Annotated in this window: 13 protein-coding genes; 7 read left to right on the top strand and 6 right to left on the bottom strand. The window is 72.7% G+C overall.

The window, feature by feature from the left end:
• Positions 1–34: 34 nt before the first annotated feature.
• From HNR13_RS03675 to HNR13_RS03665, 3 genes are all read left to right on the top strand, one after another.
• Positions 35–757, top strand: coding sequence for a hypothetical protein (locus HNR13_RS03675; protein WP_179604499.1), 723 nt, complete (start codon positions 35–37; stop codon positions 755–757).
• A complete protein-coding gene (locus tag HNR13_RS03670; protein WP_179604498.1) occupies positions 754–1,593 on the top strand; it encodes an SDR family oxidoreductase in 840 nt (279 codons plus the stop codon). Before HNR13_RS03675 ends, HNR13_RS03670 begins: the two co-directional genes overlap by 4 nt.
• Before the next feature lie 76 nt (positions 1,594–1,669).
• Positions 1,670–2,602, top strand: a complete 933-nt coding sequence (locus HNR13_RS03665; protein WP_179604497.1) for a phosphoribosylaminoimidazolesuccinocarboxamide synthase — start codon at positions 1,670–1,672, stop codon at positions 2,600–2,602.
• A 54-nt stretch (positions 2,603–2,656) separates the two neighbouring features.
• Here the strand turns inward: HNR13_RS03665 and HNR13_RS03660 are convergent, their stop codons facing one another.
• Positions 2,657–4,552 carry a heavy metal translocating P-type ATPase gene (locus HNR13_RS03660; RefSeq protein WP_179604496.1) on the bottom strand — a complete coding sequence of 632 codons (1,896 nt, stop codon included), beginning with the start codon at positions 4,550–4,552 and terminating at the stop codon, positions 2,657–2,659.
• 141 nt (positions 4,553–4,693) lie between these two features.
• Here HNR13_RS03660 and HNR13_RS03655 point away from each other — a divergent pair, with 141 nt between their 5' ends.
• Together HNR13_RS03655 and HNR13_RS03650 are read left to right on the top strand one after the other, a co-directional pair.
• A complete protein-coding gene (locus HNR13_RS03655; RefSeq protein ID WP_179604495.1) occupies positions 4,694–5,380 on the top strand; it encodes an RraA family protein in 687 nt (228 codons plus the stop codon).
• 33 nt (positions 5,381–5,413) lie between these two features.
• Positions 5,414–6,316: a VOC family protein gene (locus HNR13_RS03650; protein ID WP_246312711.1), complete on the top strand. Its 903-nt coding sequence runs from the start codon at positions 5,414–5,416 to the stop codon at positions 6,314–6,316.
• Between the two features lie 104 nt (positions 6,317–6,420).
• Here HNR13_RS03650 and HNR13_RS03645 read toward each other — a convergent pair whose 3' ends face one another.
• Both HNR13_RS03645 and HNR13_RS03640 read right to left on the bottom strand, forming a co-directional pair.
• On the bottom strand, positions 6,421–8,208 hold the full coding sequence (locus tag HNR13_RS03645) for a DHA2 family efflux MFS transporter permease subunit (RefSeq protein WP_179604494.1): 1,788 nt from the start codon (positions 8,206–8,208) through the stop codon (positions 6,421–6,423).
• A 13-nt stretch (positions 8,209–8,221) separates the two neighbouring features.
• On the bottom strand, positions 8,222–8,803 hold the full coding sequence (locus HNR13_RS03640) for a PadR family transcriptional regulator (RefSeq protein WP_179604493.1): 582 nt from the start codon (positions 8,801–8,803) through the stop codon (positions 8,222–8,224).
• A 353-nt stretch (positions 8,804–9,156) separates the two neighbouring features.
• Between HNR13_RS03640 and HNR13_RS03635 the strand changes: the two genes are divergently transcribed.
• Together HNR13_RS03635 and HNR13_RS03630 are read left to right on the top strand one after the other, a co-directional pair.
• Complete coding sequence (locus HNR13_RS03635; protein WP_179604492.1) at positions 9,157–9,465, top strand: DUF7882 family protein; 309 nt, start codon at positions 9,157–9,159, stop codon at positions 9,463–9,465.
• A gap of 45 nt (positions 9,466–9,510) precedes the next feature.
• Positions 9,511–10,047 (top strand): MarR family winged helix-turn-helix transcriptional regulator, encoded by a 537-nt coding sequence (locus tag HNR13_RS03630; RefSeq protein WP_179604491.1) that lies wholly within the window; start codon positions 9,511–9,513, stop codon positions 10,045–10,047.
• A gap of 54 nt (positions 10,048–10,101) precedes the next feature.
• Here HNR13_RS03630 and HNR13_RS03625 read toward each other — a convergent pair whose 3' ends face one another.
• The 3 genes from HNR13_RS03625 to HNR13_RS03615 are packed head-to-tail and all read right to left on the bottom strand — an operon-like array spanning position 10,102 to position 12,742.
• Positions 10,102–10,713 carry a uracil-DNA glycosylase gene (locus HNR13_RS03625; RefSeq protein ID WP_179604490.1) on the bottom strand — a complete coding sequence of 204 codons (612 nt, stop codon included), beginning with the start codon at positions 10,711–10,713 and terminating at the stop codon, positions 10,102–10,104.
• A 41-nt stretch (positions 10,714–10,754) separates the two neighbouring features.
• Positions 10,755–11,906, bottom strand: coding sequence for an alcohol dehydrogenase catalytic domain-containing protein (locus HNR13_RS03620; RefSeq protein WP_343063443.1), 1,152 nt, complete (start codon positions 11,904–11,906; stop codon positions 10,755–10,757).
• A gap of 11 nt (positions 11,907–11,917) precedes the next feature.
• Positions 11,918–12,742 (bottom strand): HAD family hydrolase, encoded by an 825-nt coding sequence (locus HNR13_RS03615; protein WP_179604488.1) that lies wholly within the window; start codon positions 12,740–12,742, stop codon positions 11,918–11,920.
• Positions 12,743–12,792: the final 50 nt, after the last annotated feature.

The raw sequence follows: 12,792 nt of genomic DNA, 5'->3' as shown, positions 1-12,792 counted from the left end.
CGCGTAACGATTACACAGTGTAATCATTTCAACTATGAACGATATTCAGCCGATCTCCCGCCGCCGCTCGGGCGGGCCGCCTCTCGGCATCCTCGCGATCGTCCACGCGGGACTGTTCCTGCTCGCGCTGATCGTCGGCTTCGTCCTGTCCGGGGCCGGCGTCTTCCTCTCGCCGTTCGCCGGCGCCGATGCCGTTGCGGCGCACGCCCACGCCGACGGGGCGGCCATCCGGGTCGGCGCGATGCTGCAGTTCGGGTCGGCCGTGCCGCTCGGGATCTACGCGGCCACCGCGTTCGCCCGCCTGCAGCGGCTCGGCGTCCGGGTCCCCGGCCCGGTGATCGGCTTCACCGGAGGGCTCACCGCGTCGATCATGCTCATGGTGTCGGCCTTCGGCAGCTACCTGCTCAGCCGGCCGGAGCTCACCTCCGACCCGCGGCTGGCGCTCGCGTTCTCGTTCCTGGCGTTCGTCGCCGGGGGCGTCGGCTACGTCGTCGGCCTGGGCCTGCTGATCGCGGGCATGGCCGTGCCCGGCGTCATCCTGGGGCTGCTGCCGCGCTGGCTGGCGTGGGCGGGCCTGGTCGTGGCGGCGCTGTCGGAGCTCTCCTTCCTGTCCCTCGCCGTCGAGCCGCTGCAGTTCCTGCTCCCGATCGGGCGCTTCGCGGGCATGGCCTGGCTGATCGCCGCGGGCTTCCTGCTGCCGGTCGATCGCCGCGACGTGCGGGACCGCGGGAGGACACCCGAGGAGGTGCGGTCGTGAGCGCGGCGGACGGGGTCGATGGCGCGGGCTGGCGCGCAGATGCGGGTGGGAAACCGACCGGCGACTCGGAACAGGACGCGCACACCGCCACGAGCGCGGAGCCGCGCGTCGCGTTCGTGCTCGGCGCGAACGGGGCCATCGGCAACGCGATCTGCCGGGCGCTCGGCGCCGACGGTCTGACGATCCTGCCCGCCGCGCGGAACGCCGATGCCCTCCGCCCGCTGCAGGAGGAGCTGACCGGGTCGGGTGTCGCGTGCCCGCTGATCCTCCCGCTCGACGCCACAGACGACGCGGCACTTGAGGCGGCGGTCGCCGAGGCGTCCGGGCTCGGCGTGCTCTCCGTCGCCGTGAACAACGTGGGCCGCGGCCACCAGCCCGTCCCGCTGGCGGACATGCCTGCCGAGCTGTTCGACGAGCTGCTCGCCGTGAACTTCCGGAGCGTCGCCGTCGCGATGCGGGCGGAGCTGCGGGCCCTGCGCGCCTCCTCCGGCCCGCGGGCGATCGTGAACATCACCTCCACCGCCGGAACCCGCGGCGCCCCCGGCATGTCGGCGTACGCGGCGGCGAAGCACGCCGTGATCGGCCTGACCCTCACCGCGGCGCTGGACGAGGCACGGTCGGGCATCCGGGTCAACGCGGTCGCCCCGGGCCCGATCCTGTCCGGCGGCAACCTCCGGCTGGACGACGCGACGCGGGAGCGGATCGGCGGCTACGTCCCCGTCGGCCGGATGGGGACACCGCAGGAGGTCGCCGCGGCGGTCGCGTGGCTCGCCTCCCCCGCGGCGTCGTACGTGACCGGCGACGTCCTCGCCGTCGATGGCGGCCGCACGATCTGAGGCCCGGATCGGCAGCCACCGCTTCCTCACTTTCTCCCGCTCGCTGCGGCGTGTCGCGAGAGGAAGTGAGGAAGCGATGGCCGCGCGGCGCGACCCCTACGATGGACGGGTGAGCGAACTGGCAGGCTGGAAGCACGTCTACTCCGGGAAGGTCCGCGACCTGTACGTCCCCGAGGGGGCGAGCGGGCTGGACGACACCTCCGCGGTCCTCGTCGTGGCGTCCGACCGGGTGAGCGCGTTCGACCACGTGCTGGAGCCGGGCATCCCGGGCAAGGGCGAGCTGCTCACCACGCTGAGCCTGTGGTGGTTCGACCGCCTGAGCGTCGCCAACCACCTGATCCCCGACCACGAGCTCGTCGGCGACCGCGTCGTGGAGCGCATCCCCGCGGAGGTCGCCGGCCGTGCGATGCTCGTGAAGCCGCTCGACATGTTCCCGATCGAGTGCGTGGTGCGCGGCTACCTGACCGGCAGCGGCTGGGCCGAGTACCAGCGGACGCAGAGCGTCTGCGGTGTCCCGCTCCCCGCCGGGCTCACGGACGGCGACCGCCTGCCGGAGCCGATCTACACGCCCGCGTGGAAGGCCCCGCTCGGCGAGCACGACGAGAACATCAGCTTCGAGCGCACGGTCGAGCTGGTCGGCCCGGAGGTCGCTGAGGAGCTCCGCCGGGTGTCCCTCGAGGTCTATGCGCGCGGCGCGGCGATCGCCGAGGAGCACGGCGTCATCATCGCCGACACCAAGTTCGAGTTCGGCGCCGATCGCGCCACCGGCGAGATCACCCTGGCCGACGAGGTGCTCACCAGCGACTCCAGCCGCTACTGGGACGCCCGCGTCTTCGCGACGGCGGCGACGCCGGCGGAGCGGATGGCCAGCTTCGACAAGCAGATCGTCCGCGACTGGCTCTCCGCCAACTGGGACAAGCAGGGCACGCCGCCCGAGCTCCCCGCGGAGGTCGTCGAGCGGACGGCCGCCCGCTACCGCGAACTGCTGGAGCGGCTGACCGGGCGCTGACCGCCGCCCTCCTCCGTCCCGAACCGCTCGAAGCCCTATCGCGAACCGCTCGGCCTACCCCGAACTGCTGGACGGCGTCGCGGGCGCAAACGGTCCCGCCCGCGGCTCCGTCGCCTCCCGCGCGTCGAGCCTCCCGCCGATCGCGCGCAGTGCGGCGAGGATCGTGGCCAGGTCGACGAGCTCCTGGATGAGCGCGCCCGCCGTGGCCGGGATGAACCCGAACGCCGCGATCACCATCAGCACGACCGACACGACGATGCCCAGCCAGATGCTCTGCAGCGCGATGCGGACGGTGTCCGTGCCGATCCGGACCGCGCGGGCGACGCCGTGGATGTCGTCCACGAGGATCACGGCGTCGGCGGACTCGCTCGCGGCGGTGGCGCCCTTGGCCCCCATCGCGATGCCGACGTCCGCCGCCGCGAGGACGGGCGCGTCGTTCACCCCGTCGCCGACCATGATGACCGGTCGCTCCGCGATGCCCGCGACCTCGGCCACCTTGTCGGCCGGAAGGCACTCGGCGCGCACGTTGGTGATCCCGAGCTCCGCGGCGATGTGCTCCGCGGTCTCGCGGGCGTCGCCGGTCAGCATCATCGTGTTCGTCACCCCGAGGGCGGACAGCTCGCGGAGGGTCGCCGCCGCGTTCTCCCGCAGCCGGTCGCTCGCGAGCAGCGCTCCGGCGTACCGGCCGCCGATCGCGACGTAGACGGCGAGCTCCCCCGGCGCGATCGCGGTGCGGACCGCGTCGGGCGCGTGCTCCGCGACGAACGCGAACTTGCCCACCACGACCTCCCGGCCGTCGATCTCCGCCACCACGCCGTTGGTCGCGGCCTCCTGCGCCGACGCGGCCTCGCGCAGCTCCAGCCCGCGGTCCTTCGCGGCGCGGATGAACGACGCCGCGAGCACGTGGGACGAGTACTGCTCCGCACTGGCGACGGCCGCGAGCAGCTCGTCCGCGTCGAAGGGCGGCTGCGGGCGCACCGCGCTCAGCGCCGGCGCCCCGTAGGTGAGCGTCCCGGTCTTGTCGAAGACGGCCGTGCGGGCCCGGGCCAGCTGTTCGAGCACGCCGCCCGACTTCACGATGATGCTGTTCCGCGCTCCCCTGCTCATCCCGCCGATGAAGGCGACGGGGGCGGCGATCAGGAGCGGGCACGGCGTCGCCAGCACCAGGACCTCGGCGAACCGGACCGGGTCGCCGCTCGCCCACCACGCCACCGCGCCGAGCGCCAGCGAGAACACGGTGAACGGCACGGCGTAGCGGTCGGCGAGCCGGACCACCGGCGCCTTGCTCTCCGCCGCCTGCGCGACGAGCGCGACGATCTGCTGGTACTGGGAGGACGCGGCCGTGGAGGTGGCCCGCAGCTCGACGGCCTCCTGCCCGTTCACCGAGCCGCTCAGCACCTCGTCGCCCGTCGTCTTCTCGACCGGGATGCTCTCGCCGGTGATGGACGCCTGGTCGAACGCGCCGCGCGCCGAGATCAGCACACCGTCGACCGGGACGATCTCGGACGGCCGGACCAGCAGCGCGTCGCCCACGCGCACCTGGTCGACCGGAACCTCCTGGTAGCCGCCGTCGACGACGAGATGCGCGAACTGCGGCGCGCGCGTGAGGAGGGCGTCGAGCTCGCGCTTGGCCCGGCGGTTGGCGTAGTCCTCCAGGGCGTCGCCGCCGGTCAGCATCAGGACGACGAGGAGCGCCGCGACGTACTCGCCCACCAGCACCGTGGCGACGATCGCCGTGATGGCGAGGATGTCGAGTCCGAACCGGCCCTGCGCCATCTGGCGCACCATGCCGACGCCCTGCCAGACCGCGACGGCGAGCGCGTACACACTGAACAGCCACTGCACCAGCCAGCCCGCGCCCGCGAGCGCGAGCACGATGCCGACCAGGCCGATGCCGAGCGTGAGCGTCACGACCCAGTACCGGCGAGCCAGCCGGGCGATGCGTGTCATGGGACCTCCTGCGACCATCCTTGAGCACGGGGAAGCGTCGCAGAAGACCCGACCGGGATCCGTGGAGAACCCGCCAGGACGAGGGACTGTGCAGGAGTACGCATTCCCCCGTCCGCATGGACGCGGCGGTAGCGTCTCGGCATGGACACGATCGCCCCGCTCCCGACCGCCGCCGTCGCCGACGCCGCCGTCCGCCTCGGCATCCCTGTCGCCACGGCCCCGGTCGCGCTGGCGCCGCTGCTGCCCAGCCGCGCATTCCAGGGCCCCGCGGCCCCGGTCACCCACCTCGGGAGCGTCGACGTGCTGCTCGAGACCATCGACGATGCCCCGCCGGGCGCGGTGCTCGTCGTCGACAACGGCGGCCGCCGTGACGAGGCCTGCGTGGGCGACCTGATGCTGCTGGAGGCGCGCCTCGCCGGGATGTCCGGCGCCGTGATCTGGGGGCTGCACCGCGACACCGCCCAGCTCCGCGAGATCGGCCTCCCGCTGTTCAGCCTGGGCGCCCACCCGTACGGACCGCGGCGGGTGCCGCCCGCCGGAGCCGCGATGCGCAGCGCGACCCTCGACGGCGTCGCCGTTGCGCCCGGCGACTGGATCGTCGCCGACGACGACGGCGTGCTGGTCGTCGGCGCCGACCGCCGCGACGAGCTGTTCGCCGAGGCGCGCCGGATCCAGTCGGTGGAGGGCGCCCAGTCCGAGCGGATGCGCGCGGGCACGTCGCTCCGCGAGCAGCTCGACTTCAGCCGCTACCGCGAGCTCCAGGCCGCGGACCCGACCCTCACCCTCCGTCGCTACCTCACGGAGACCGGCGGGGCGATCGAGACCTGAAATACTCGGGGCCTCTCGCGTGTTGCATTACGCATGCCCGAATTGCTCCCTGCCGACTCCGCGATGGGTGCGGTGACCCTCCGGGTCGCCGACCTCGACGCGATGACCGCCTACTACCGCGACGCCGTGACGCTCTCCGTGCTCGCCGCGGAGGGAGGGCGCGTCATCCTGGGCCGCGGCAGCACGCCGTCGGTGATCCTGGAGCACGCGCCGGAACTGAAGCACGCCTCCCCCGGCGAGGCCGGCCTGTTCCACACGGCGATCGTGTTCGACAGCCAGGAGGCCCTCGCCGCGGCGGTCTACTCGGTCGCCCGCCGCGCGCCCGGCACGTTCACCGGCAGCGCCGACCACCTCGTCTCGCAAGCCTTCTACTTCACCGACCCGGAGGGGAACGGCGTCGAGCTGTACTGGGACCGCGACCGCAGCCAGTGGAGCTGGACGCACGGACAGGTGGAGATGGACACGCTCTACCTCGACCCGAACGCGTTCCTGCGCGAGCACCTCAGCGAGCGCGGCGCGGCGTTGGCCGAACTGCCCGCCCTGGACGGTTCGACGCACGCCGACGACCCGCGCTTCGGCGACGCCGTGGTCGGCCACGTGCACCTGTCCGTCGGGGACGTCGCGTCGGCCCGCGCGTTCTACGTGGACCGGCTCGGGTTCGAGGCCACGGCCTCCCTGGGCTCGTCCGCCCTGTTCGTCTCGGCGGGCGGCTACCACCACCACATGGCCATGAACACGTGGAACAGCCGCGGCGCCGGAGTGCGGCGGCTCGCGCTGGGTCTCGGCGAGGTGCAGCTGCGGCTGCCCAGCACGGACGACGTGGGCGCCCTGACCGAGCGGATGCGGCACTACGGGGTCCCGACGCGGGACGACGGGCGGTCGGTGTCGTTCGACGACCCGTGGGCGAACGTCGTGCGGGTGGTCGCGGAGGCGTAGGCATCGGAGGAGATCCGGGGCGACACGCCGTTCGGAAGCTGTGAACGGAGGACTCCCGGGCCAGATTGGCCCGGGAGTCCTCCCTTCGTCACCGGGTGGCCGCGTCAGTCGGTCGCGGGCGCAGCGTGGATGCCGTGGTGCTCCTCGCCGTCGCGGCGCGCGTCGGCCGCCGGTTCCGCGGCGTGCGCGCCGTGCCGGGCGGCGTCCACCGGGCCGGAGGCCGCGTGCGCTCCGTGCGCCGGCGCGGTGCCGGTCGCCTCGAGCGGGTCGGCGGCAGCTGCGACGGCAGCGACCCCGGCTCCGGCAGCGTCGTCGGCCGCAGCCTCCGCCCCTCCACCGGCGACGGCGCCCACGGCGACGGGCTCACCGGCCTGGCCGGCCTCGGCCGGACGGCCCGCGCCTTCCGCCCGCGGACCCCACGCCGGCGGCTTCGGCTTCGCCCACCACACCACGATGAGCGCACCGAGGAACGCCACCGCCGCGGGCAGCAGCAGCGCCTCCGACATCGCCTGGGTGAACCCTGCGTGCAGGAAGGACGGCAGCTCCGTCCCGGCGGTCGCGGTCGGTGCCGCTCCGCTCGGGGCCTTCGGCAGGTCGACCGCGAGGCGGCCCGTGATGAGGGCGGAGATGGACGCGCTTCCGAGCACGGCGCCGATCTGACGGGTCGTGTTGAACACGCCGGAGCCGGCTCCGGCCTGGTTCATCGGCAGGTTGCGGGTGGTGACGGCCGAGATCGGCCCCCAGACGCCCGACATCGCGATGCCCATCAGGGCGCTCGGGATGAGCAGCCACCAGATGCTCACGTCCGGGGTCAGCATCCGCGAGTAGAGGAACAGCGACAGCGAGAACAGCACCAGCCCGGGAGTGGCGATGAACTTCGGGTTGATCTTGTCGATCAGCCGGCCCATGATCGGCGCCAGCACGCCGGAGAACACCGCGGTCGGCGCGAGCATCAGCGCCGACTGGGTCGGGGTGAGGCCACGCACCGTCTGGAAGTAGAACACCAGCGGAAGCGCCATACAGGTCACCGCGAAGCCGACCGTGGTGATCGCCCCGTTCGACAGCGAGAAGTTGCGGTCGCGGAACAGCGGGAGCGGCAGCAGCGGCTCCTTCTTGTTGAGCGCCTGCCAGACCACGAACGCGATCAGCACGACGATGCCGGCGATGATGAGGCCCCAGACCGAGAACGGCCCGTCCCCGATGACGCCCCAGTTGTAGGTGCCGCCCTCCTGGATGCCGAACACCAGCAGGAACATGCCCACCGCCGAGAGCACGACGCCGAGGATGTCGAAGGCGTGCGTGTGGGTCGGGAGCTTCGGCACGAGCCGCACGGCGAGGATGAAGGCCACGACGCCGACGGGGACGTTGATGAAGAAGATCCACTCCCAGCCGAGCCAGTCGACCAGCACGCCGCCGAGCAGTGGGCCGATCAGCGTGGCGACGCCGGCGACGGCGCCCCAGAGGCCCATCGCCGCACCGCGGCGGTCCGGCGGGAAGATGCGGGTGATGACGGCCATCGTCTGCGGGGTCATCAGCGAGGCGCCGAGGCCCTGGACGACGCGGGCGGTGATCAGCATCCCGATGCCGCCTCCGGCCATGACGCCGGAGAACCCGCACCAGGCCGAGGCCAGGGTGAAGATGACGAGGCCGATCAGGTACATGTTCTTCGGGCCGAAGCGGTCGCCGAGGCGGCCGGTGATCAGCAGCGGGACGGCGTACGCGAGGAGGTAGGCGCTGGTGACCCAGATGACCGCGTTGTAGTCGGTCCCGAGGTTGAGGCCCTTCATGATCGAGGGGTTGGCGACCGACACGATGGTGGTGTCGATCAGGATCATGAAGAACCCGATGACGAGCGCCCAGAGGGCGGGCCACGGCTTCAGTTGGCGTTCCATGTGATTCTTTCTCTCAGTGCTGCTTCTCCTCGTCCCAGGAGATGGCTCCCGTGGCGAGGTCGTCGATGAGGGCTTCGAGGGCGGCGGCTTCGGCCTCCGCCGTCGTGCGCAGGTAGCGCACGTCGAGCCAGTACTTCTCGGGCAGGCCCTTCGCGCGGACCCGGTGGATGCCGTCGTCGAGGAGGGCGATGTCGGCGCGCATGAGGCCGACGCGGTTGCGAAGGAGGTCGATCACGGTCTCGAGCGGGAGGTTGTGCGCCTCGCCGAGGCCGAGCGGGAACTCGGGGAACTCGTTGACCGGCGTCGCGATGATGTCCGCGACGCGCTCGCCGAGCGCCCGGGTGCCCTCCTCCGTGATCTCGTAGGTGGTGCGCTCCGGGCGGTTGCCCTCACGCTCGGTGCCGGTCGCGCGCACCAGGCCCTGGCGGGCCAGGCGGTCGACCGTGTGGTAGAGCGAGCCCGGCCGCACCTTGACGAGCCGGTCCTCCGAGCGCAGCACGAGCGTCTGATACATCTCGTACGGGTGCGTCGGCCCCTCGGCGAGCAGCGCGAGCGCTGCGACGGCGAGCGGGGTGAGGGTCGGGGTGTGCGGCATGGGTTCTCTGGCGGTCCGTCGATCGGGAGTGGATTCGGATGGTCGGAAAGGATTATTCCACGTGGAATAGTACGCCCGGGGCAATGGCGGAGTCAACAGTGGCTCGGTGGATCGCTGTCACGATCGGCTGCTTAGTGGCGGGACAACAGTCGCGTGATGTTTCTAGATCGTCTAGATAATTTCTGCCAGAAGGCAGCGTCTCGACGGTGAGACCATCGGGATCTTGCCCCGCCATCACAGGCGTGTCGACGATTGTCACGCATTCCAAGTATTTTCCGTCCAATGGATAGCTAGTTGACCTAGCGAAGGCTATGATCGATCCAAGGCATGCCCCCAGTGAAAGGAACCCGAGGATGGGCGCTCTGATCTACGACGGACAGTCGTTCGACTTCGACGACCGCGCGCTCGCGCACCTGCAGGCCATCATCACCATGAAGCTCCGCCGCCGGGAGCCCTTCCTGCTGACCTGGACTCCGGACGACGGGGAGCCGATCGGCCGGTACGCCGTCTGGATCGACAACGCGATCCCCCTCCGCTACGAGTTCACGTCCCCCACCCCCGAGCACCTCGACGACCAGTGGCTGAACGTGCTCGCGGATCACGCCTCCCGCGCCAGCGGCCTCATGTTCGTCCCGCAGGCCGCAGAGCCCGCCGCGGTCTGATCGAGGGCCGCTGCCGGTGGGACACGCTGGATTATCATCGATGCCATGACGACGGACAATCCGGGTTCGACGCCATCCGCGTCCGGAAACACGGACGCGGACCGGCGGCGCGCGCTCGAGGTGCTCGAGGGTCTACGGAGCTACCTGGTCGCCGAGTCGGCGATGCAGCGCCGCTCCGAGAAGAGCATGAACCTCACGGTCAACGACATCTCCGCGCTGCGCTACCTGCTGCGTGCGCGCGAGCGCGGCATCGCGGTCGGCCCGAAGGAGCTCGGCGACTACCTCGGCATCCAGAGCTCGTCGGTCACGGTACTGCTCGACCGCCTGGAGCGGGCCGGCCACATCCGCCGGGAGCCGAGCCCGTTCGACCGGCGCGCCCTCATCATCGTCCCCGCCGTGCCCGTCGACGAGATCCACCGCGCGATCCTCGGCGACGTGAGGGAGGAGCTGGTGGAGGTCGCCGCGGCGCTGGACGATGACGAGGCCCGCGCGGTCATCCACTTCCTCGACCGGCTCCGCGACACCATCGACACCATCGACGACCTGTCCGCGGGGCGGGACACGAAGCGGGCCGGCCGCTAGGCAGACCTGGTCGGCCGGGATGCCACGGGCGGCCGACGCCCCAGGCGGAACGGCTCAGCCGGCCAGCGCCCGGTTCAGCTCGATGAGCTGCTCGGCGAACAGCCCCGCACCGCCCTGCGCGGGATGCCGGATCGCCGGAGCCTCCAGCCCCGCGGTCGCGATCGCGCCCTGCGCCTTCCTGCCCACGGCGACGACGGTCTCGATCCCGAGCGCACGAATCAGCTCCAGCGCCACGGGCGCCCCGGCGCGGACCTCCGCGGGCCGCGGCGTCCGGTTGCTCTGCGGGTTGCCGGCGACGAACGGATGCAGCGGGTAGACCGGCCACGACAGCGGGAGGAGGCCCCGCCAATCCCGGAGGGTGGCCCACACCACCCGGCTGGATGCCTCCCACGGCGCCTGCGGATGCTCCGGCAGCTCCAGCCCCGGCACGACCCCGGCCTCCGCTTCCCGCGCCGAAACGAACGGGACGCCGGTCACCGTCATCCCCCGCCAGCCGGGCGCCTCGCCCAGCAGCAGCACGGACGCGTGCGGCATCGCGAAGTAGCGCCGCAGGTTGCGCTCCCTGCGCCGCCCCTCCAGGTCGTCGCCGTACAGCGCCTCGGCGTCGGCGGGCTCCGGGACGGCGCGCAGCAGCTCGAAGAAGTGGGCGAGCGGGTCGGCGGCCATGCTCCTACAGTGCCATGAGCGGCACGGAGACGGTCAGTGAATCAGCCCGGCCGGACCGCCACCCGCGGCGACCCGGTGGCCGCCAGCGCCGCGTCCACCTCGGCGAGCGGGAAGACCGCGCCGACCTGCTCCGCGAACGGGTACTTCGTGCCGGCCTCGGCGAGGAACCGCACCGCCTGCTCCAGGTGCCGGGGCGCGTAGTTGTGCACGCCGCGGATCGTGAGCAGACGCCGGACCAGCTGCTCGGGCACGACCGACAGCTCCGGGCCGTCCGACACCGAGCCGGCGAGCACGAGGACGCCGCCGATGTCCACCGCGGTCAGCAGCGACCGCAGCGCGGAGGGGGAGCCGGAGAACTCGAGGGCGATGGTGGGCGCCGACGCCCGTCCGCCCGCCTTGGCCAGAGCCGCTGCCAGGCCGGCGCGCGACTCGGGGGCCGCGCGCGGGTCGGCCACCGCCGCCGCGCCGAACAGGCGCGCGGCCTCCCGGCGCTCCGGGTCCGGGTCGCTCACCACGACCTTGGCGCCGGCCTCCGTCGCCATCGCCGCCGCGGTGAGGCCGAGCATCCCTGCCCCGGTGATCAGGACCAGAGCGCCGTCCAGCGGCACGATCGCCGCGGCCGCCTCGAGCGCGGCCGCCACGGTCGCCGTCGAACACGAGGCCGGAGCGAGCACCGCGGCGGGGAGCTCCTCCGGCACGGCCACGATCGCCGTGCCGTCGAGGAGGTGCGTGTGGGTCGCGAAGCCGCCGGACAGCTCCCAGCCGCGCCGCATCCGCTCGTGCCCGTACTTCTGGAGGCTCACGCAGCGCTGCGGGAGGCCGCGCCGGCAGCGGGCGCACCGGCCGCACGGCACGGCCACCGACCACACGACGCGCTCGCCGAGCGCGACCCGGCGCCCGTCGGTGGTCTTGGCGCCGCCGCGGCCCAGCGCGACGACGCGGCCGACCTGCTCGTGCCCGAGCACCAGCGGGGTGGGCGCCGGCCGGTGGCCCAGCACGGTGTGCACGTCGGAGCCGCAGACCGTCGCGAGCTCGACCTCCACCAGCGCGTCGCCCGGCGCCAGCCGGACGCCGGGGACCGCGACCGCCTCGTGCAGGTGGCCCACCCCCTGCCAGACCATCGCCGTCGCCGACGGGTACACGCTCACCCCCATCCCCAGGCTCGCCGGCGGCTCGACGACGCGTGGGGTCACCGCTTTGATCGTCACCGCCGGCTCTGCCCGTCCGGCGCGTCGGCCTCCAGCTCGTCCAGTCCGAGGAGCTCGACGAGGTCGGCGACGCTCGCCACGACCGCGTCGGCTCCCGCCTCGGTGAGCGCGGACTCGTCGTGCGCGCCGGTGAGCACTCCGACGACCAGTCCGGCGCCCGCGGCGAGTCCGGAGGCGATGTCGCTCTCCGTGTCGCCGACGACGACCATGCCGTCGACGCTCGACGCGCCGGTCCGGAGCAGCGCGGTCAGCGGCAGGTCGGGGTACGGGAGGCCACGGCCGGCCTCGTCCGCGCTCAGGGTCAGGTCGGCCAGGTCGCGCCAGCCGAGCAGGTCGAGCACGCGGTCCTGGGTGGTGCGGGAGAAGGCGGAGACGAGGACCACGGCGACGCCGATGGCACGCAGGCGGCGGATGAGGTCCTCGGCGCCGGGGACCTCGCGGAGGCCCTGGTCGGCGACAAGCTCGGCATAGGCCGACTCGAAGACGGCGTGCGCGTGCTGCGCCTGGTCCTCGTCCGCGGTGAGCGCGTGGAGCACCTCGATCGGGGACCGTCCGGCGGTGCCGCGCGCGAACGCCCGCGCGCGGCGGAGCTCGTCGTCGGTGACGGCGATCCCCGCGGCGTCGACCGCGCGCAGGAACGCGCGCTCGACCAGTCCGTCGTCGACGACCGTGGTGCCGTCGAGGTCGAGAACGACCAGTTCCAGTTCCGCGATGTCGTCGGCGTCGACGGACTCCACGTCGACGACCGCGACGGCGTCGACCTCGGTGTCGATGATCGCGGCGTCGTCGAACTCGCTCGTGATGAGGCCTTCAGGGGACATGGCCGGTGCCTTTCTGTGCGTCAGCTGCTGTGGTCGGCGGGGGTCGGTCG

The sequence above is a fragment of the Leifsonia shinshuensis genome (assembly GCF_013410375.1).
Lineage (GTDB): Bacteria > Actinomycetota > Actinomycetes > Actinomycetales > Microbacteriaceae > Leifsonia > Leifsonia shinshuensis.
The sequence above is the reverse complement of the archived record's forward strand: the minus strand, read 5'-3'. Positions and strand labels throughout refer to the sequence as shown.